This window comes from Mycobacterium canetti CIPT 140010059 (assembly GCF_000253375.1).
GTDB lineage: Bacteria > Actinomycetota > Actinomycetes > Mycobacteriales > Mycobacteriaceae > Mycobacterium > Mycobacterium tuberculosis.
Genome location: NC_015848.1, coordinates 1,067,088 through 1,087,433, shown reverse-complemented (window position 1 = coordinate 1,087,433; position 20,346 = coordinate 1,067,088). Strand labels below are relative to the sequence as shown.

The following is a 20,346-nucleotide window of genomic DNA, read 5'->3' as shown; positions in this document are numbered from 1 at the left end:
GCCGCCCGGTCAGCTCGATGCGGGTGAATCGCCCGCAATGTGCTCGTGTGCCATACTCCGCCGAAGGTTCGGTTCGTGTGGAAGCGAGTTGGTATGGCAGAAACGTTGCGGGCGATTCCTGAAGTCCTGTCTCAGGTCGGTTATCAGCTGGCTGACCACGGCGAGTCTTTGCTGACGTCACACCACTGCTGTTTGGGTGCGGCCGAGGGCGCGCGGCCGGGATGGGTAGGTTCGTCGGCGGGCGCGCTGTCGGGATTGCTGGAAAGCTGGGTGGAGGCCAGCACCGCCCACGCGGCCCGCATCGGGGACCATTCTTACGGCATGCATCTGGCCGCGGTCGGGTTCGCCGAGATGGAGGAACACAACGCCGCGGCACTGGCCGCGGTTTATCCGGCAGGCGGTGGAAGCGCCCGATACGATGGCGTTGACGTTAGCTGACATTGAGCGCTGGGATCCCACAGCGATCAGGACGGTGTTTCAGGCCGCGATCAATCGCGCGCACGGCACGCACACCGCCTCGGCGGCGCTGCGTGACACCATGCGGCTGCTCGACTTTGGCGGTGCGGCCGCGGAGGCGGCACAGGTGGCAACCCATCACACAACAGTGCTGCTCGATGACCATGCCGGCGCGTGTGAAGCGGTCGCGCGGGCCGCGGAGAAGGCGGCCGATGAGGTCACCGCGATCAAGATGCGGCTACAACTGATCCGCGATGCCGCGCGGGGCTATCACCTGATGATCGACGACGCGACCGGTACGGCGTTGCCACCACCCGACTTGTCGTCGTATTCCCCGGCCGATCAGCAGGCCATCCTCAACACCGCAATCCGGTTGACGGAGGGCATCAAACGTCTGCTGGCCGACGCCGAGACCGCCGATGAAGATCTGGCCGCGGCGATTCGGGGAGCCGCCGGGGACTTGTCACCCGAGCAGGTCAATGCCCAACTCAGCCATCAGCCACCCACAATGCCGCAGCTGCCGCCCCGGGGCAGCGACCCCGAGCAGGTCAAGCGGTGGTGGCATTCGCTGACACCGGGCCAGCAGGATCGGGTCAAGCAGTGGTTCCCCAATGCCCTGCGCAACCGCGACGGCATCCCCATCGCCGTTCGCAACGAACTGAATCTGCCAGTGCTGCAACGAGAACTCGCCCGGCTGCAGAACGGCTGGTTGGACGGCAACGGGGTGTGGCACACCAACCCCGACAAGCTGGCCGATCTGCAGGCTTTGCAGCGCACGCTGGCCGATCCTGCCAACAGAGGAGCCAGCCTGATCCTGCTGGACGCCGTCAGTGATCCGCGGAAGGTGTTGGCTGCGGTGGGAGTTGGCGACGTCGACAACGCCGAACGCGTCGGCGTCACGGTGGGCGGCCTCAACACTAGGGTCAGTTCGAGCGTTGGGGACATGGTCAAGGAAGCTGGAATTCAGCGTGGTAAAGCGGCCGAGCTGAGGGAACGAGCCGGATTGCCGAATTACGATGCGGTGGCATCCATTGCGTGGCTGGGCTATGACGCGCCGGACGGCCTCAAAGACGTGATGCACGACTGGTCGGCTCGCGATGCCGCGGGGCCGTTGAACCGCTTCTACAAAGGCTTGGCCGCTACCACGAATGTCAGCGATCAGCACATCACCGCGTTCGGGCATTCCTACGGATCCCTGGTGACCAGTTTGGCGTTGCAGCAGGGGGCACCGGTCAGCGACGTCGTTTTGTACGGTTCACCGGGCACGGAGCTCACGCACGCGTCGCAGCTGGGTGTTGAGCCAGGGCATGCCTTCTACATGATCGGCGTCAACGACCATGTCGCCGATACCATCCCCGAATTCGGCGCATTCGGCTCCGCACCCCAGGACGTACCCGGCATGACACAACTGTCGGTCAACACCGGTTTGGCGCCCGGCCCGGTCTTGGGCGACGGCCGACTTCACGAGCGAGCATACGGACACTCTGAGTACGCGCGTAACGGAGACAATGATCAGCTTCGGATGAGTGGCTACAACATGGCCGCCGTGCTGGCGGGATTGCCCGACGACCTCATCAAACCCCCTGTGCTGCCGCCACCGACGATTCCCAGTGGGCCCGGCCCGTTCGGATTGCCAATACCCAACCCGGACTATCATCCATGAAGCGACTATCCCGCAGCCTGACCGCGGCGCTCCTCGGCATCGCCGCACTGCTGGCCGGGTGTATCAAACCCAATACGTTCGACCCATACGCCAATCCCGGGCGGGGCGAGCTGGACCGCCGGCAGAAAATCGTCAACGGACGGCCCGATCTTGAGACCGTCCAGCAGCAGCTCGCCAACCTCGACGCCACCATCAGAGCGATGATCGCGAAATATTCACCTCAGACACAGTTTTCGAGTCTGGCGACCGGCCATCCACCAGGCGGCTGCAACGACCCGTTCACCCGCACCATCGGTCGGCAAGAGGAAAGCGATCATTTCTTTGGCCGTCCAGCGCCCACTCCGCAGCAATGGCTGCAAATTGTCACCGAGCTAGCCCCGGTGTTCAAGGCGGCGGGTTTTCGGCCCAACGACTCGGTACCCGGCGACCCGCCACAGCCGCTGGGCGCCCCGAATTATTCTCAAATCCGCGACGACGGCGTCACGATAAACCTCGTCAATGGCGACAACCGCGGCCCACTCGGCTACTCCTACAACACCGGTTGCCATCTCCCGGCCGCCTGGCGCACCGCGCCGCCACCGCTGAACATGCGACCGGCCAACGACCCCGACGTGCACTACCCGTACCTGTACGGATCCCCCGGCGGCCGAACCCGCGACGCGTACTGACGCAGAACCCCACGTCAATCAGTGCAAGACCGCATCGGCAGCCACGTAGACAAGGCCAAGCGCCAACAGCCCGACAAAAGGCCAGCCGATCACGACGTTGCCTCGCGACGAGTTGCGAACCATGACCACCAAGGTGAGCAGCAAGACCGCGCCAACTCCGATCCACATGGTGACCATGGCCGGGAACACGTGATAGCTTGCGTCGCAAGCTGAGTCGTGACAACCATCGGTGGCCATCGCGAAGAATAAGGAGAACCAAACCGCAAACCCGCCGACAAAAGCCAGGGCCGCATACAGGAGGTAGCCGACGATGTTCCAGGCTACCGTTACCCGGGATGAGATCGTCCACTGCGAGGGCACGCGCACAGTGTCTCACAAACTGGGATGTGCCGCGCACGGCGTTGTTGTCGCATTTCGACGAGACGAACCGCCGACGGCGCCCCGCGCTTCCCTTGAGTCAACAGGACCTATCGCGTTGTGATATACGGATCCTCGAACATCCGTCCCACTGCTACCTGGGCACAACGGTAATCGGGCACCGGGCTTGGCCGGTGTTGCTGAGCCGCAGATCCGCTGTGACGAGCTCACAGTTCAGGGCTTCCGCCAAGGCCACATAGCTGGCGTCGTATGCTGACAGGTTCGCGCGGATTTCCCAGATACGCTCGAAAAGGCCCACCACCGGATAACGCGTCACGGCGAGGCGGCGCCACGTTTGGAGGGCCCGCCATCCGTCTGCCGCGCCCAGCCGATCCCGCTGCACCAGCCTGCGGAGCCCGCTCGCGATTTCCGAATCGACCAGATGCGGGACATGCAGGCGCTCGGCAGCGATCAATTGTCGAGCTTGTCCATCGTTGAGCAGCGCAGCCAGCGCGGCCGAGGCGTCAACGACGATCATCGACCGGCGCGCTCGGCGTCGATACCACCGACCAGTTCGGTCGTGTCGATGCCGATATCGGGCAGATCCCCAAGAAGCGCCGGATTGTCGGCGCGGCGAGAAGCCTCGGCGAGCTCACGCACAGCAACCGCGGACACCGACGTCTTGGCGAGTTCGGCGAGGCGCTCGAGTCGCTCGACGACGTCATCAGGCACATTGCGCAGGTACAGCGTCTTCATCGCATCATGCTAGCATATTGCTAGCATGATGCTAGCACTCTGATTGCAACAAACTAGCGCCGCCGGAAGCGCAGGTAGTCGCCCACCACCGCCGCGCCCAGCCCGTCGAGATCGGGCACCACCACGCGGCCCCGCACCCGTCGTGCAACCTGGTCGATGAACCGGGCCAGGCCGGGGTCACCGCCCAACCGGAAGATCGTGACTTGGGCACCCAGCCGCGCCATGTCGTCGAACCCGCGCACGGTGTGGGCGATGGTGCGCGGATGGGGCGGGTAATCGAAGAACACCGACGAGCCCTCGCCGTCGAAGTCCTCCAGGTGGGCGGTCGGCTCACCGTCGGTCACCACCAGCACCACGGGCTGGGCGCCTGCGTGCCGGCGCAGGTGCCGACCGGCCAGCGCGAGCGCATGATGCAGGTTGGTGCCCTGCTCGTAGACACCCGCCAACCCCGTCAGCTCGGCCGCCGTCACCGTGCGGGCGTAGCGCCCAAACGCGATGATCTGCAAGGCATCCGAGCGGAACCGGGTGCACACCAGGTGGTGCAGCGCCAGCGCCGTGCGCTTCATCGGCAGCCAGCGATTCTCCATCACCATCGAAAACGAGGTGTCCACCAACAACGCAACAGCGGCCTGGGTGCGCGTTTCGGTCTCGGCGACCTCGACATCCTCGACGGTGATCCGGATGCGGTCATGCACGGCAGCGGCTTGGCGCAGCACGGCATTGGTCAGCGTGCGGGCGACGTGCCACGGCTCGGTGTCGCCGAACTGCCAGGGCCGCGTCGCACCGGTCAGCTCGCCCGCGGCGCCGGCACGCCGGTGATCACGCTCGCCGTGGCGCCCGGAAAGTTGTTGCGCCACATCGCGTAACGCCGTTTCGCCGAGGCGGCGCATGGCCTTCGGCGAGAGCCGCCACTGGCCGTCGGAACCGCGGTCCAGGAAGCCCTGATTGACCAGCGCGCGTTCCAACTCGGCCAGCGTCCGGGCGTCGATGGCGGCCCGGTCGCCGAGCTGGCGGGCCAGTGCGTCCAGGTCGACATCGTCCATGCTGGCGCCCGGATAGCTCTGCGACAGCTGCTCGGCCAGCTGCTCCATCTCGGCGATGTCGGCCAGCGCCTGGGTGCCTTCCCCCATGCCGAACGGATTATCGCCGGAGAACTGCTGCGAGCCGGTCCAGTCTTCGCCGGGACGGGCGGCCTGCAGATGCGCATCCAAACGGTCCAGCGCCCGCATCAACGCCGGAGAGCCAAATGCCTGCTGCGCCAACGCGTCCAGCTCGTCCCGCTGTTCCTGGCTCAGGCTGTTGCGGAACCGCTGCGCGGCGGCGGCTCGCTTGGCCAGCGAGTCCAGCAGCTCCTCGACGTTGCGCGGGTTCTCCGGGAAGAACTCGCCGTGCTTGGTCATGAACTCGTCGAAGTCCCGCTGCGTATCTTCACCGCGGGCGTGCTTATCCAACAGGTCGTTGAGGTCGTCGAGCATCTCGGTGACCCGCCGGCGATCGTCGTCGGTGGCACCGGCAAGCGCCTGCTTCATGCCGGCAAAGCGTTGGTCGAGCAGCTCACGGCCGAGCAAATCCTTGATCTGCTCATACTTTTCGCGGGCCTGCCCGCTGCGCCAGCGGTATTCGGCCAGCTCCTGTACTGCCTTGGCCGGCGAGGCCGGAAGCGCGTCCAGCTGCAGCTCGGCGAAGCGGGCGTCGTCGTCCAGCGCGCGGGCCAGCTCCTTGCGTTCGGCCAGCACGGCCTCGTCGAGCAGCTTCTTGATCTCCTGCAAGGTGCCATCTAAGTTGTTGCGGCGCAACAACTCCCGTCGGCGGCGGTTCACCTCGGCCGCCAGCCGGTCGGCGCCGGTCAGGTTCCTGGTGCCCCGCCGCAGCAGCTCGGACAGCGCCCGGCGCGGCGAGGCGCCCGCCATGACGTCTTGGCCGATCTGTTCCAGCGCATCGCGCAGATCCACCGGCGGGGCCAGCGGGTCGGGCCCGCCGGTGTACGCCGAGTAGCGTAGCGAGTGCCGTCGTGACGATCGCAAGCGCGGCGAAGCCGGGCGCAGCGGGTCGTCACCATCAGGCTTAGCCATAGACGGTCTGGCCCTCCCCGCAGACCTTGTCAACGCGCTTGGCGAGATATAACGCCTCCAACGCCAGTTCCAACGCGGCGGCGCGCTCCCCCTCGGATTCGGCGCCCAGTTTGCGCGCGATCCTGTCCACCACCGGCAGCCCCGGCACCGCCGCCAGCACGTCCTTGGCCGACACCCGCTCCCCCGTCGTCACCGCCGAACCGCCCTCGACCGCGGTCACCAGCGAGCCGACGTCGATACCGCCCAGCACCCGGGACGCGGTATCGGCGGTGGCGCGACGCAACAGATGCTCGAGCACCGCCTGTTCGCGGCCCTCCTCGCCGGACTCGAATTCCAGCTTTCCGCGCAGCACGTCGATCACCGTGCCCAGGTCGACCACCCGGGCCACCGGGTCGGTCTCGCCCAGCACCGCCCCGCGGTGCCGGGCGGCGGCCGCCACGGTTTCGGCCGCCGCGATGGCAAACCGCGCCGACACCCCGGAGCGTTGATCGATCGAGCGGGATTCTCGCAGGTAACGGGCAAACCGCGCGAGCACCTGCATCAGGTAGTCGGGCACCTGTGCACTCAGGTGCGCCTCCTGGGCGATGACGCCCATCTCCGCCTCCAGCTCCAGCGGGTAGTGGGTGCGGATCTCGGCGCCGAACCGGTCCTTGATGGGCGTGATGATGCGGCCACGGTTGGTGTAGTCCTCGGGGTTGGCGCTGGCGACCACCAACACATCCAGCGGCAGCCGCAGCGTGTAGCCGCGGACCTGGATGTCGCGTTCTTCCATGACGTTGAGCATCGACACCTGGATGCGTTCGGCGAGGTCGGGCAGCTCGTTGACCGCGACGATGCCGCGGTGCGCCCGCGGGATGAGCCCGTAGGCGATGGTTTCGGGATCCCCGAGGCTGCGGCCCTCGGCAACCTTGATCGGGTCGACGTCGCCGACCAGGTCGGCGACGCTGGTGTCGGGGGTGGCCAGCTTCTCGGTGTAGCGCTCGCTGCGGTGCTTCCACGCCACCGGTAGGTCGTCGCCGAGCTGCGCGGCCCGCCGGATCGACTCCGGCGTGATCGGCGTGTAGGGGTGCTCGCCCAGTTCGGCGCCGGCGATCACCGGCGTCCACTCGTCCAGCAGACCCGCGAGTGCGCGCAGCAGCCGGGTCTTGCCCTGGCCGCGTTCGCCGAGCAGGACAAAGTCGTGACCGGCGATCAAGGCCCGCTCCACCTGGGGAATCACGGTGTCGTCGAAACCCAGGATGCCCGGCCAGACGTTGTCGCCGTCGGCCAGCGCGGTCAGCAGATTTTCCCGGATTTCCTGCTTGACCCCCCGTTCCCGATGACCGGCGGCACGCAGCTCGCCCACGGTGCGGGGCAGGTTACTGGGTGACATCACCGTTCCACGCTACGACGCCGTCTTTCTTCTGGCCACGAGAGTGAATGTCACGACGCGTTTCCGGCGTGTCACGTCGTGGATTTCACTGTCGCGGCCAGCGGCCTCAGTGCGCGAAGTGCCGCGCCCCGGTGAGATACAGGGTGACACCGGCCTTGGCCGCCGCTTCGGTCACTTCCTCGTCGCGCACCGAGCCACCGGGGTGGACGACCGCGGTGACCCCCGCGGCGGCCAACGTTTCCAGGCCGTCGGGAAAGGGGAAGAACGCATCGGAGGCTGCCACCGCGCCGCGAACCCGCTCGCCGCCGCGTTCGACGGCCAACCGGGCGGCGTCGACCCGGTTGACCTGACCCATCCCGACGCCGACGGTGGCGCCGTCGGCAGCTATCACTATCGCGTTCGACTTGACCGCACGGCAGGCTCGCCACGCGAAGACCAGGTCGGTCAGCGTCGCGGGGTCCGCAGGTGACCCGGTCGCCAAGGTCCAGTTCGCCGGGTTGTCACCGTGCGCGTCAAGCTGGTCGCTCTGCTGTATCAGCAGTCCACCACTGATCGGACGCAACTCGCTGCCACCGGCCAGTGGCTCGGCGGCTACCAGCACCCGGATGTTCTTCTTGCGGGCCAGCACATCGAGGGCCCCGGGGGCGTAGCCAGGCGCGACGATGACTTCGGTGAAGATGGTGCTCACATACTCCGCCATTTCGACACTGACCTCGGTATTGGCGGCGATGACCCCGCCGTAGGCGCTCAGCGGATCGCATTCGTGAGCCTTGCGATGCGCGTCGGCGACCGAAACGGACGAGATTGCGATGCCGCACGGGTTGGCGTGCTTGATGATCGCCACGCACGTTTGTTCGTGGTCGAAGGCGGCGCGCCAGGCTGCGTCCGCATCGGTGAAGTTGTTGTAGGACATGTCTTTTCCGTGCAGTTGCTCGGCCTGGGCCAGCCCCGGCCAGGCGGTGGGGTCGCCGTAGAGAGCGGCCTGTTGGTGCGGGTTCTCGCCGTAGCGCAGCATCGCCACGCGGCGCCAGCTTCGGCCGAACCACTGCGGAAAGGCGGCAACAGGATGTTCGGGCGCTAGGGTCTGTTGCATCCAGCTCGCGACGGCGATGTCGTACTCGGCTATATGCTGAAACGCTAACGACGCCAGCCTTTTGCGCTCGGCGAGGGTGAATCCGCCGGCGCGCAGTGCGGCAAGCACGCCATGGTACCCAAGCGGATCGGTGACCACCGCCACGCTGGGATGGTTTTTGGCGGCGGCCCGCACCATCGCCGGCCCGCCGATATCAATCTGCTCGACGCAGTCGTCGACACTGGCGCCGGATTCGACGGTCTGGCTGAACGGATACAAGTTGACTACAACGAGTTCGAAAGCCTCGATCCCGAGTTGCTCGAGGGCCGCGGCGTGCTCGGACTTGCGCAGGTCAGCCAGCAGCCCGGCATGCACTCGCGGGTGCAGTGTCTTGACCCGGCCATCGAGCACCTCGGGAAAGCCGGTCAGCTGCTCCACGGGGGTCACCGGAATCCCGGTGTCGGCAATGGTCTTGGCCGTTGACCCAGTCGAGATGATCTCGACGCCGGCCGCGCTCAGGCCCTGTGCCAGGTCTACCAGCCCGGTCTTGTCGTACACGCTGATCAGCGCACGGCGGATCGGCCGTCTTCCGTCGTCGGTGCTCATCGTATGGTTACCTTTCGTCCCATCGTCGCTGTTCGTCCGACCACCGTCACGCCGTGGGTGGCCAGTGCGGCCACCGCCGCTACCAACAGCCGTCGTTCGGTGACCTTGATTCGTTCATGCAAAGTCTCTTCGTCGTCACCGTCGAGCACCGGCACAGGTTGCTGCGCCAGTATTGGCCCGGTGTCCGTGCCAGCGTCTACTAGGTGCACCGTAGCGCCGGTGACCTTCACCCCGTAGGCCAGCGCGTTAGCGACACCGTGCGTGCCGGGGAAGGACGGCAGCAGCGCCGGGTGGGTGTTGAGGGTGCGCCCGTAGAATCGTGAAAGGAACTGCGGTCCAAGGATTCTCATAAAGCCCGCAGAAACGACGAGGTCGGGCTCATGGGCTGCGGTGGCGGCGGTGATGGCGACGTCCCAGGCATCGCGACTGGGGTGGTCGGCGAGCCGAACGGTGAACACCGGCACCGATGCTTCCGCGGCGATTTCGGCGGCCCGGCATTCGCGATCCACACCAACGGCGACTACCCGTGCCGGGTAGTCGCCGACAGCGGCATCGAGTAGAGATCTCAGCAACGAACCGGTGCCAGACGCGAGTACTACCAGCCGCGCAGGTGCACTCGGGGGTACACGAAGCGGTTCCTGCACACGGCGAGCCTAGTCTGGCTCCTCAAAGCGTGTGAGCACCACCAGCCTGCATCCCAGTGCAGACTAGTACCGTGAGTAAAGGCCTCAGACAGTTGCGGCCTCACCAACCGCAGATTAGTCGGCCCGCGGCGGCGGTTCGTCGGACAAGGGCAGCGCCTCGTCGTCGGCAGTAGGGGCCTTGAGGCCGTTGGCGATGTCGTCGTGGCTAGGCGGGACGTCTTCCGCGACCGAGGCGGGCGGCTGCTCGCTCGCTGCCCCGTCGAACATGTCTACCGGTGGCGAAGATTCATCGGCGTCCAGCTCGACCGGCGGGGCCGGCCGGAGCCGCTTGGGGCGGCGGCTGATCCCGCCGGCAATCACCACCGTGACCCATCCTACGAACGTAAACCAGAAGAGCACGCCCAACACCAAGGCGCCCTCGTCCACGCCGACATCGCCGAAATTGCCCAGCCGGCCGCCACCGCCGTAACCCAGAACCGCCATTACCAATGCCCCGGCAACTGCAGCGACCAGCAGCTTGGCCATAGCCGCAACAAGCGGCAGGGCGCGGCGGGCGCACTGCTGACCGACCGCCACACCCGACGAAGCACCCACAATGAGTAAGGCAACCCATGCCGGGCCGAGCGGCGGCGTCGGGGCCGCGGCCAGGATCGGCAGTGCCGGGATATCGCCGCCCAAAACTGCAAACGAACTGAACGTCGCGAAGCCAATGTGAGCACTGGACCCAACCGCGATGGCCGAGGTGCCGACGATGACGTTGGGTGCGTAAAGCACCGAAAGTACAGTGAGGCTGAACTGGCCGAATATCGAATCGGTGATCCCGTAGAGCTCTTGCATCGTCGCCCAATGCACAACCAGCGACCCCGCCGTCACCACGCCGGAAAGCCCGAGCAACGCCAGCACCCCAGCGGCGGCGGCACGCATCGAATCGTGCAGCCAATCGGGCAGTGCCGTGGCGGCTAGCGCCCGTCGACCTACCCGGGACCACACCCCGGTCGCGGCCCCAACGGAATGCACAACCAGCACACTGGTGAACGCGCGCAGGGCGCTGGGCGTCTGCAGCTCGGTGACCACTGATGACGCGTCGTGAATGACCGCCAGGGCAATCGCCGCCATCAGCAGCGGTCCGCCCAGGGCCGACGCGACGACCCAGCGAACAACGAGCCCTGACGACTGTGGGGATGTGGCCCGCGCCGTGCTGCGCGCGGTGGCCCACACCATCAACAGGACCGGCAACAGCGGCATGACGCCCAGTGCGCGGCCACCGATCGAGATCGGCACCAGGTGCACGCCCAGCCACATGCTGGCGATGGCGCCCCACGCACCGGTCATGTCGCTATTGGCGATCAGCAATTGGAGCAGCGTCACCGCGGCGATGATGCCCAACGCCACCACACCTGGGCCGAACGCAACCCTGACGAGGTCGCGAGCTGGACGAGCGCCGGCCGCCCGATCGCCCGCGCTTGCTGACACCCTGTTCACTCTTCGCGCACACGCGCGACCGGACGCGGGAACGCCCGGTTAGACCGGCGCCCCCCCGGGGGACGACGACTGCTCGCCCCCGCTGGGGTTTGAATAGTTGACTGGAGCCGAACCAGCCTGCGACCCCGTCCCGGCACTGACCGGTGGCGGCGGGCTGAAGCTCGGAAAGCCGGTAGGTGGCGTGGATGGGCCCTGGTGCGATTGTTGCGACCCGGACTGCGCCGGCGGCTGAGCAGTGTATCCACTGCCCGATTGGCTCGGACTGGACGAATAGCCGCCGTACTGCGACCCATATCCGGGAGGCTGCGGAGACTGCTGCGGGCCGGGCGACTGCAGTCCCGCGGGCTGCTGAGCACCCTGCTGACCGTAGTACCCACCCGGCTGCACCCCGTACTGCCCGTACTGCCCGTACCGCCCGTACTGTCCATACGGGTCGAACTTGGGCCGCGGCGCCGGCGCGGTGATAGCGCCGGTCTCCACCAAGAGCGCCAGGACTGCCGCAACCGCCTGGAACACGATGAAAGCCAACACAACCCACAATGCCCAACCGGTCGAATAGGCGCTGGGCTTGTTAAACGTCGCCGAGACCATCAGAAATACGCCGAGGACCCCGAGCACCGCAACTACCGTCACATGGCTTTTGGCCTTGGGCACCAGAGCCACCCCGGCAAGCAGCGCAGCCAGCAGAGCCACCCCGACCGGCAGCCCAGTGTCACCGGACACTGCGCCATCACCTCCGCCGAGTTCGGTACTGAGGGTGAACATTGGGCCGAAGCTGGCGAAGTACGCGGCCAGGCCGAGCACTGCCACCGCGATGTTCAGGTACATCGGTAGCTTGCTCGCACCCTCATCGGCGTGGGCGAACGAGGGTGTGACGCCTCCGTAGGAGCCTGCGGGCTGCGCTTGCGGGTATCCGGGGTTACCCGGCGAGTAGGTCATGGCTCCTCCACTGGTGCAGTGCGACGCTGTGCTCCCGGCGACGCGATTCGATCAACCACGCTAGCGCACGTTCGGGTGCCGCTGCCGGAGCGACCGGCGCTCGCGACATTAACGACTCGACGGCCGCTTGCCCGGCGCAGGTGGAACACGTTCTAATTCGGTGCATGCACTACGGACTTGTGCTGTTCACCAGCGACCGCGGCATCACCCCGGCCGCGGCCGCCAGACTTGCTGAAAGCCACGGGTTTCGCACGTTTTACGTGCCCGAACACACCCACATCCCGGTCAAGCGCCAGGCGGCCCATCCGACGACGGGTGACGCTTCGCTGCCGGACGACCGCTATATGCGCACGTTGGACCCGTGGGTGAGCCTGGGAGCGGCATCGGCGGTGACGTCGCGGATCCGGCTTGCCACCGCGGTGGCGCTGCCGGTCGAGCATGATCCGATCACGCTGGCGAAAAGCATTGCGACGCTGGATCATTTGTCGCACGGCCGGGTCAGCGTCGGGGTCGGGTTCGGCTGGAACACCGACGAGCTCGTCGATCATGGTGTGCCACCCGGACGCCGCCGCACCATGCTGCGCGAATACCTCGAGGCGATGCGGGCGTTGTGGACCCAAGAGGAGGCCTGCTATGACGGCGAGTTCGTCAAGTTCGGACCCAGCTGGGCCTGGCCCAAGCCGGTGCAGCCGCACATCCCGGTGCTGGTAGGCGCTGCGGGGACGGAGAAGAACTTCAAGTGGATCGCGCGCAGCGCCGACGGCTGGATCACCACTCCACGCGACGTCGACATCGACGAGCCGGTGAAGTTACTGCAAGACATCTGGGCGGCCGCCGGCCGCGACGGGCTTCCACAGATCGTGGCCCTGGACGTCAAACCGGTGCCCGACAAGCTGGCGCGCTGGGCCGAGCTTGGCGTGACGGAGGTGCTGTTCGGTATGCCGGACAGGTCTGCAGACGACGCAGCCGCGTACGTGGAGCGGCTGGCCGCCAAGTTGGCCTGTTGCGTATAGGGCGAGCAGACGCATAAGCCACCGACACGCCGGGCGTGCGGGGGCTTATGCGTCTGCTCGCCCTAGAGACTGAGCAAGATCTCCCGGGCCAGCGCCGCGGTCGCCGATGGGGTCTTGCCGACCTTCACACCGGCGGCCTCCAGGGCCTCTTGCTTGGCCGCCGCTGTGCCAGACGAGCCGGAGACGATGGCGCCGGCGTGGCCCATCGTCTTGCCTTCGGGTGCGGTAAATCCGGCGACATAGCCGACGACCGGCTTGGACACGTTGGTCTTGATGAAGTCTGCGGCCCGCTCCTCGGCGTCACCACCGATCTCGCCGATCATCACGATGAGCTTGGTGTCCGGATCCTTCTCGAAGGCCTCGATGGCGTCGATGTGGGTAGTGCCAATCACCGGATCACCACCGATGCCGATCGCCGTGGAGAATCCAAGGTCGCGCAGTTCGAACATCATCTGGTAGGTCAACGTCCCCGACTTGGACACCAGACCAATTGGACCGGGTCCGGTGATGTTGGCCGGCGTGATACCGGCCAGCGACTGACCGGGACTGATAATGCCAGGACAGTTGGGGCCAATGATGCGGGTCTTGTGGCCAGCCTCGAGGTTGTAGGCCCAGGCATAGGCGGTGTCCTGCACCGGAATTCCCTCGGTGATCACAACCAACAGCGGAATTTCGGCGTCGATGGCCTCGATGATGGCGTCCTTGGCGAACGTCGGCGGCACGAAGATGATCGACACATCGGCGCCGGTCTTTTCCATCGCCTCCGCGACACTGCCGAACACCGGCAGCTTGATCAGTCGGCCGCCCTTATCCTCATGCGTGACGGTGGTGCCCGCTTTGCGTGCGTTCACACCGCCGACGATTTGCGTGCCCGCCCGCAGCATTCGCGCGGTATGGACGGTGGCCTCACTGCCGGTGATGCCCTGCACAATGACCTTGTTGTCCCTGCTCAGAAATATGGACATGTGAGTCATGGGTCCTTTCGCTCAGGCGCTCGCCAGCTCAGCGGCCTTGTCGGCGGCTTCGTCCATCGTCGCCACCAGTGTCACCAGGGGGTGGTTGGCCTCGGTCAGGATGCGACGGCCTTCCTCGACGTTGTTGCCGTCGAGCCGAACCACCAGCGGCTTGTTGGCTTCGTCACCCAGCATGCCCAGCGCCTTGACGATCCCGGTCGCCACCGCATCGCACGAGGTGATGCCACCGAAGACGTTGACGAACACGCTCTTGACCTGCTGGTCGCCCAGCACCACGTCCAGACCCGCGGCCATCACCTCGGCCGAAGCGCCGCCGCCGATATCCAGGAAGTTGGCCGGCTTGACTCCGCCGTGCTTCTCACCGGCATACGCGACGACGTCGAGAGTCGACATCACCAAGCCCGCGCCATTGCCGATGATCCCCACCTGACCGTCCAGCTTGACGTAGTTGAGGTCGTGCTCCTTGGCCTTCAACTCCAGTGGATCGGTGGCAGCTCGATCCTCGAACTCGGCATGGCCAGGCTGACGGAAATCGGCGTTGCCGTCGAGGGTGATCTTGGCATCCAGCGCGAGGATCTTGTGGTCAGGCGTCCGCACCAACGGGTTGACCTCAACCAGCGTCGCGTCCTCGGCGACGAAGAGCTCCCACAGCTTGGCGATGGTGACCGCTGCGGTGTCGAGCACCTCGGCCGGAAGATGACCCTGTTCGGCGATGGACCGCGCGAAATCTAGGTCAACGCCCTTGACGGCATTCACCGGGACTTTGGCGAGCCGCTCGGGTTTGGTGGCCGCTACCTCTTCGATCTCCATGCCGCCCTCCACCGAGCACATCGCCAGGTAGGTGCGGTTGGCCCGGTCGAGCAGGAAGGATAGGTAGTACTCCTCGGCGATATCGCTAGCCTCAGCGACCAGCAGTTTCTTGACGATGTGTCCTTTGATGTCCAGGCCGAGGATGTTCTTGGCGTGCTCGTACGCGTCTTGTGGGGTCGCGGCGTATTTGACGCCACCGGCCTTGCCCCGGCCGCCGATCTTGACCTGCGCTTTGACCATCACCGGACGCCCGATCTCCGTGGCGATAGCCTTGGCACCCTCGGCTGTGTCGGTCACCCGACCCGGCGTGCTGGGCACGTTGTGCTTGGCGAATAACTCCTTGGCTTGATACTCGAAAAGATCCATGGGCTCACCGTCTTCGCTCGGCTTACTGCTCGACCAATAGGTAGGCGGTGCCGAAATCGGCGACTCGCACGGAGAACTGTATCGAGACCGCCGATTAACTCCGCGGCCGCATCCACCCGGTGTGGCACAGCTCACCGATATGTTTGTCCAGCCGAAACGTGATCCAACTCACAATCACGGCCGAATTCCGCGCTGAAGTTGCCACTACCATCCGGTTGCGGATAACGTCTCAGGGTCCAGATAACGTTATGGTCACGATCCGAGGACATTTCAGATTTGTCCCAGCACCGTATCGCCCGTTCTGCTGCCATGGCAGCGATTCGCCCACCTCGCGATCGTTGGCCGCATCATCACCGTAACGAAGTCACCGAAATCATCCCGCTGGACGGATTCCTCGACGGCTCAGCACCCTACGATGAGCTGGATTTCGCAGAGCTCGATGACCTGGACCTAGGGGACGACTGCGTCTTCGACTACGAAGCGCAGCTGCTAGCGGCTCCAGAACTCGACGACCTGGACGACGCCGACGATCTGGCCCCCGAATGGCTGGTCGCCCCCACGGTCGTGCTGACCCCGGAGGTCACCCCGGTGTCCCGGCGCGTCGGGCAGCACCGCAAGCAGCCGATCGGTGCGGCCCGGGGGCGCCTGCTGATCTCGGCGATGGCCGCGGGCGCGGCGGCCGCGGCAGCGCATACGGCGATCCAACAGTCGGAAACCCCACGCACCGAGACCGTGCTGACCGCTCATGCATCGGCGCTCAACGAAGGGTCGGGAAGCAACCCACCGCGGGGCGTCCAGGTCATCGCCGCCCAGCCGGCGGCGAGTGCTGCGGTGCACAACGCGGAGTTCGCCAGGGGGGTGGCCTTCGCCGAGGAGCGCGCCGAGCGCGAGGCGCGACTACAGCGCCCGCTGTACGTCATGCCGACGAAGGGCATCTTCACGTCGAGTTTCGGTTATCGATGGGGTGTACTGCACGCCGGTATCGACCTGGCTAACGCGATCGGCACCCCGATTTATGCGGTGTCCGACGGCGTCGTCATCGACGCCGGCCCCACCGCCGGCTACGGAATGTGGGTCAAGCTGCTGCACGCCGACGGCACGGTCACGCTATACGGCCACGTCAATACCACGTTGGTCAGCGTCGGTGAGCGCGTGATGGCCGGCGACCAGATCGCCACCATGGGCAGCCGTGGCTTTTCCACCGGCCCGCACCTGCACTTCGAGGTGCTCCTGGGCGGCACCGAGCGCGTGGACCCGGTGCCGTGGCTCGCCAAGCGGGGACTTAGCGTCGGCAATTACACCGGTTGACCCGGCAACGACGCCGAACGTGTTCTCAGGGCGAGAAATCCGCGAAATAGCCGCCGTGACTTCACGCTCGGCGCGAAATCTCAGAGCTTGGTGACCGGGGCGTGGTTGTGCATCAGCTTCACCCGCCCCGCGCTGCCGAAGTCGATCAGCGACATCGCCGATTCGCCGACACCGGAGACCTCCTCGACGCGGCCCAGGCCGTATTTGTCATGGGTTACGCGGTCGCCGACCTGAAGCACCAGCAGCGGGCGCCTGCTCGCCCCCGAGCGGGTCGGTGATGGACGCGGGCTACCGAACCGACCGGCGCCGCTCACCGGCGCACTGAACGACGGCTTCGGGGCGGTGCGCCGCCAGTCGATGAGCTCCTGCGGGATTTCCCGCAGAAACCGCGACTCCGGGTTGAGCATCGGCTGGCCCCAAGACGAACGCACGATCGCCCGGCTCACGTACAACCGCTGCCGGGCGCGGGTGATGCCGACATAGGCCAGCCGCCGCTCCTCGGACAACTCGGTCGGGTTGTCCAACGCCCGCATGTGCGGGAACATCCCGTCCTCCCAGCCGGTCACAAACACCACCGGGAACTCCAAACCCTTGGCGGTGTGCAAGGTCATCAAGGTAACCACGCCCGCGCCATGCTCCGGGATCTCATCGGCGTCGGCGACCAGCGACACCCGTTCCAGAAAATCCGCCAGCACACCGGTGTCGGGGACGTCTTCGTCGTCTGGGCCAAGTGCGGCGGCATTCTCCCGGTCGGTACTGAATTCGTGTGCGACGCTCACTAATTCGTTGAGGTTGTCCAGCCGGGCCAACTCCTGTGGATCGGTGGACGCTTCCAGCTCGCGGCGGTATCCGGTGCGTTCCAACACCGCCTCGACCAGCTCCCCCAGGTCGTCGTCGAGGCGGCCGCGCAGCTCGTCGAGCATCTCGACGAAACCCGCGATCGCCTTCTCCGCCCGGGTATTCAGCATCGGTACTTTGCCTTGGGCCGCGGCGACGAGCGCGTCACCGAAGCCGGCGCCGGTGTTCTCGGCGTACACCGCCACGCACGCCTCGGCGCGATCCCCGATACCGCGGCGCGGGGTGTTAAGGATGCGCCGCAGGCTGACCGCGTCGCCCGGGTTGTCCAGCACGCGCAGGTAGGCGACGATGTCGCGAATCTCCTTGCGCTCGTAAAAGCGCACTCCCCCAACGACTTTGTACGGAATACCGGCGCGGATCAGCACCTCTTCCAGTGACCGCGACGAGTTGTTGGTGCGGTAGAAGACGGCGACATCGTTGTAGGTGATCTCGCTACCCTCGGCGAGCGCATCGATCTCCTCGGCCACGAACCGGGCCTCGTCGTGCTCGTTGTCGGCGACGTAGCCAACGATCAACTCGCCAGCGCCGGCGTCGGTCCACAACCGCTTCTCCCGGCGTCCCGCGTTACGGGCGATCACCGAGTTGGCCGCCGACAGGATGTTCTGCGTCGAGCGGTAATTCTGTTCCAGCAGAATGGTTCTGGTGTCGGGGTAGTCACGTTCGAAGTCTTCGATGTTGCGGATGGTGGCGCCGCGGAACGCATAGATCGACTGGTCGGCATCCCCGACGACGCACAACTCGGCGGGGGGAACACCGTCGTTGCTGTCGCGGCCGACCAGCTCGCGCACCAATACGTACTGGGCGTGGTTGGTGTCCTGGTATTCGTCAACCAGGACATGCCGGAACCGCCGACGGTAATACTGGGCGATCTGTGGGAAGGCCTGCAGCACCGCGACGGTCTCGCCGATCAGGTCGTCGAAGTCCAGCGCGTTGGCCGCGCGCAGCCGCCGCTGGTATTCGTCATAAACCGACGCCACTGCGCGCGCCAGGTCATCGGAGTCCTCCGTTAAGCCGGCCAGCGCCTGATGCGGGTCGATCAACTCGTTCTTCAGGTTGGAGATGGCGTTGGCCAGCAGTCGCGGCGAGTACCGCTTGATGTCTAGGCCCATGTCACGGCCCACCATCTGCAGCAACCGCCGCGAATCGTCGGCGTCATAGATCGAAAAGTTGGAGTTGAGGCCCTCGATCAGCGCCGCCTGGTTGCGCAGGATGCGCACGCAGGTGGAGTGAAACGTCGACACCCACATGTACCGGGCCTTCTCCCCAACCAGGCCCACCACCCGTTCGCGCATCTCGGCGGCGGCTTTGTTGGTGAAGGTGATGGCCAGAATCTGGCCCACCCCGACGCCGCGGGCCGCCATCAGATAGGCGATCCGGCGGGTCAACACCGCGGTCTTTCCCGAACCCGCGCCCGCGACGATCAGCAGCGGCGAACCCTCATGCACCACCGCCTGGCGCTGTTGCGGGTTGAGGCCGTCGAGCAGTTGGTCCGCTGGGGATGGACCGGGAGGCTTGGCGTCGGTCGCGTGCACACTCATGTCGGTCCAAACTTACCGCCGCTCGGCGACGGGTCGGCGGGCCGTGGCATAGCCTGGCCAGGCGCATCGCCACGCGGCAGGTCGTTCGGCGCCACCACCCAATTTTGCGTGCACTTTTCCCGCCAAGTTTTTGCGCGGGCGCGTCCGTTGATGGCACACTCGGTTCGTGCTCAACGCGCAGCGCCGATTTTTCTACGGGTACCGGCCAGCGGTGCCCGTGGTCTAGCTGCTTTCGCAGAGCCCCGTGGTCCGCTTCCGGATTCGGGGCTCGTCTCTTGTGTGAGGCCCAGTACCGGATGAGACCAGAACCCCCACATCACGAGAACGCGGAGTTAGCAGCCATGAACCTGGAAATGCTCGAGTCCCAACCTGTCCCCGAGATCGACACGCTGCGCGAAGAGATCGACCGGCTAGACGCCGAAATCCTCGCGTTAGTCAAGCGACGCGCTGAGGTTTCCAAGGCCATCGGCAAGGCCCGGATGGCGTCCGGTGGCACTCGGCTGGTACACAGCCGGGAGATGAAGGTCATCGAACGCTACAGCGAGCTGGGACCCGACGGTAAGGATCTGGCCATCCTGCTTTTGCGATTGGGCAGGGGCCGCCTCGGTCACTAATGGGTCACTTCCGCCGCTGTTTGCCGGGAATTTCTGCATCGCTGCGCTGAATTTCCGCCGAAATGGATGCAGCAAAGGCAGCTGGAGTTTCACAATTGCGCCGGTTGATGGTCATATGGGCGGCAGCTTTGATCGCGCTGCTCGGGCAAGGCACCAGCTCGACAACCTCGTCAACGTAGTCGCGGCGGGGTCTACCCATCGACTGATGGTCCCGTCGCGGTCGATGCATCGCCTAATCAAGGTGGAGTTTCAAGGTGGCGGCCCTCATGCGTGGTACTTGTCCGACGGCATACTCGCCCGAGACGACTACAACGGCCGGGATATACACCTGCCGGTATTCGGTTGACCAGACCGGTCTGTCGCTCGCCATGCCCACCGGTGGCATGGCGAGTTCTATTCCAACTGGCACCGGCCGGCGGTCGGCAACGGCGGGATATGGCCCAAGAGCTGGCCGACTGGCTGGCGGCGAGTGAGGGGATCATCCCGAGTGGAAATGGCGTGGTTGCCGGATCCGCGTCATTGATCCGGGGGCCCGCCGACCGATCCGGCGTGGGCCCACAGCGAGCCAACGGTCAATGCCGCGAAGCTGGTGGCCAACAGCACCCCGTATCTGGGCGTATTCGGGCAACGGCACGCCCTCGGCGGAGTTGAGCGGCAATAGGCGACAGGCTTTGCAAAGCAAGTACCAAGCGGCGCAACGGCGGTTCAACTTCCCGGATGGCGAAACCCACACCTGGGCGTACTGGCGTGCGCCATTGCAGGCCATGCTGCCTGATCT

At 65.9% G+C, this 20,346-nt stretch carries 19 protein-coding genes and 1 pseudogene; 7 read left to right on the top strand and 13 right to left on the bottom strand.

The annotated features are described in order from the left end of the window. The first annotated feature begins 17 nt into the window (after positions 1-17). From MCAN_RS05075 to MCAN_RS05060, 3 genes and pseudogenes are all read left to right on the top strand, one after another. Positions 18-438: pseudogene (locus tag MCAN_RS05075) on the top strand (hypothetical protein). Continuing rightward, entirely contained in the window at positions 401-2,119 is a 1,719-nt protein-coding gene (locus MCAN_RS21115; RefSeq protein ID WP_015287966.1) for an alpha/beta hydrolase family protein, read from the top strand. Before MCAN_RS05075 ends, MCAN_RS21115 begins: the two are co-directional and overlap by 38 nt. Continuing rightward, a complete protein-coding gene (locus tag MCAN_RS05060) occupies positions 2,116-2,787 on the top strand; it encodes an LppA family lipoprotein (RefSeq protein WP_014000526.1) in 672 nt (223 codons plus the stop codon). The genes MCAN_RS21115 and MCAN_RS05060 overlap by 4 nt, the downstream gene beginning before the upstream one ends. Positions 2,788-2,805: 18 nt before the next feature. Here the strand turns inward: MCAN_RS05060 and MCAN_RS05055 are convergent, their stop codons facing one another. The 9 genes from MCAN_RS05055 to MCAN_RS05015 all read right to left on the bottom strand — a co-directional run bounded on the left by MCAN_RS05055 (position 2,806) and on the right by MCAN_RS05015 (position 12,087). Beyond that, complete coding sequence (locus tag MCAN_RS05055) at positions 2,806-3,153, bottom strand: hypothetical protein (protein ID WP_014000525.1); 348 nt, start codon at positions 3,151-3,153, stop codon at positions 2,806-2,808. A 145-nt stretch (positions 3,154-3,298) separates the two neighbouring features. Next, on the bottom strand, positions 3,299-3,682 hold the full coding sequence (locus tag MCAN_RS05050; protein ID WP_014000524.1) for a type II toxin-antitoxin system VapC family toxin: 384 nt from the start codon (positions 3,680-3,682) through the stop codon (positions 3,299-3,301). Continuing rightward, positions 3,679-3,900 carry an antitoxin VapB9 gene (locus MCAN_RS05045; protein WP_015287965.1) on the bottom strand — a complete coding sequence of 74 codons (222 nt, stop codon included), beginning with the start codon at positions 3,898-3,900 and terminating at the stop codon, positions 3,679-3,681. The genes MCAN_RS05050 and MCAN_RS05045 overlap by 4 nt, the downstream gene beginning before the upstream one ends. A 53-nt stretch (positions 3,901-3,953) precedes the next feature. Further along, positions 3,954-5,972, bottom strand: a complete 2,019-nt coding sequence (locus MCAN_RS05040; protein ID WP_014000523.1) for a vWA domain-containing protein — start codon at positions 5,970-5,972, stop codon at positions 3,954-3,956. Then, entirely contained in the window at positions 5,965-7,344 is a 1,380-nt protein-coding gene (locus tag MCAN_RS05035) for a sigma 54-interacting transcriptional regulator (RefSeq protein ID WP_014000522.1), read from the bottom strand. Before MCAN_RS05035 ends, MCAN_RS05040 begins: the two co-directional genes overlap by 8 nt. Positions 7,345-7,450: 106 nt before the next feature. Beyond that, entirely contained in the window at positions 7,451-9,022 is a 1,572-nt protein-coding gene (gene purH / locus MCAN_RS05030; RefSeq protein WP_014000521.1) for a bifunctional phosphoribosylaminoimidazolecarboxamide formyltransferase/IMP cyclohydrolase, read from the bottom strand. Next, positions 9,019-9,666 (bottom strand): phosphoribosylglycinamide formyltransferase, encoded by a 648-nt coding sequence (purN, locus tag MCAN_RS05025; RefSeq protein ID WP_014000520.1) that lies wholly within the window; start codon positions 9,664-9,666, stop codon positions 9,019-9,021. Before purN ends, purH begins: the two co-directional genes overlap by 4 nt. Positions 9,667-9,780: 114 nt before the next feature. Beyond that, positions 9,781-11,148 (bottom strand): cell division protein PerM, encoded by a 1,368-nt coding sequence (locus tag MCAN_RS05020; protein ID WP_014000519.1) that lies wholly within the window; start codon positions 11,146-11,148, stop codon positions 9,781-9,783. Between the two features lie 39 nt (positions 11,149-11,187). Then, positions 11,188-12,087 (bottom strand): DUF5336 domain-containing protein, encoded by a 900-nt coding sequence (locus MCAN_RS05015; RefSeq protein WP_014000518.1) that lies wholly within the window; start codon positions 12,085-12,087, stop codon positions 11,188-11,190. A 164-nt stretch (positions 12,088-12,251) separates the two neighbouring features. Here MCAN_RS05015 and MCAN_RS05010 point away from each other — a divergent pair, with 164 nt between their 5' ends. Further along, positions 12,252-13,100, top strand: coding sequence for an LLM class F420-dependent oxidoreductase (locus MCAN_RS05010; RefSeq protein ID WP_003404873.1), 849 nt, complete (start codon positions 12,252-12,254; stop codon positions 13,098-13,100). Positions 13,101-13,162: 62 nt separating this feature from the next. Here the strand turns inward: MCAN_RS05010 and sucD are convergent, their stop codons facing one another. Together sucD and sucC are read right to left on the bottom strand one after the other, a co-directional pair. Next, positions 13,163-14,065, bottom strand: coding sequence for a succinate--CoA ligase subunit alpha (sucD, locus tag MCAN_RS05005; RefSeq protein WP_003404870.1), 903 nt, complete (start codon positions 14,063-14,065; stop codon positions 13,163-13,165). Positions 14,066-14,086: 21 nt separating this feature from the next. Further along, entirely contained in the window at positions 14,087-15,250 is a 1,164-nt protein-coding gene (sucC, locus tag MCAN_RS05000) for an ADP-forming succinate--CoA ligase subunit beta (RefSeq protein ID WP_003898659.1), read from the bottom strand. Between the two features lie 309 nt (positions 15,251-15,559). Here sucC and MCAN_RS04995 point away from each other — a divergent pair, with 309 nt between their 5' ends. Beyond that, on the top strand, positions 15,560-16,558 hold the full coding sequence (locus tag MCAN_RS04995) for a M23 family metallopeptidase (RefSeq protein ID WP_014000517.1): 999 nt from the start codon (positions 15,560-15,562) through the stop codon (positions 16,556-16,558). Between the two features lie 80 nt (positions 16,559-16,638). Here the strand turns inward: MCAN_RS04995 and pcrA are convergent, their stop codons facing one another. Further along, positions 16,639-18,954 (bottom strand): DNA helicase PcrA, encoded by a 2,316-nt coding sequence (gene pcrA, locus MCAN_RS04990; protein WP_014000516.1) that lies wholly within the window; start codon positions 18,952-18,954, stop codon positions 16,639-16,641. A gap of 296 nt (positions 18,955-19,250) precedes the next feature. On the opposite strand from pcrA, the gene MCAN_RS04985 reads away from it, so the two are divergent. After that, positions 19,251-19,568 carry a chorismate mutase gene (locus MCAN_RS04985; RefSeq protein ID WP_003404838.1) on the top strand — a complete coding sequence of 106 codons (318 nt, stop codon included), beginning with the start codon at positions 19,251-19,253 and terminating at the stop codon, positions 19,566-19,568. Positions 19,569-19,572: 4 nt separating this feature from the next. Here MCAN_RS04985 and MCAN_RS21105 read toward each other — a convergent pair whose 3' ends face one another. Further along, entirely contained in the window at positions 19,573-19,767 is a 195-nt protein-coding gene (locus MCAN_RS21105) for a hypothetical protein (RefSeq protein ID WP_041179846.1), read from the bottom strand. Here MCAN_RS21105 and MCAN_RS23400 point away from each other — a divergent pair. Next, positions 19,684-19,914 (top strand): hypothetical protein, encoded by a 231-nt coding sequence (locus tag MCAN_RS23400; protein WP_014000515.1) that lies wholly within the window; start codon positions 19,684-19,686, stop codon positions 19,912-19,914. The genes MCAN_RS21105 and MCAN_RS23400 overlap by 84 nt on opposite strands. Positions 19,915-20,346 lie beyond the last annotated feature (432 nt).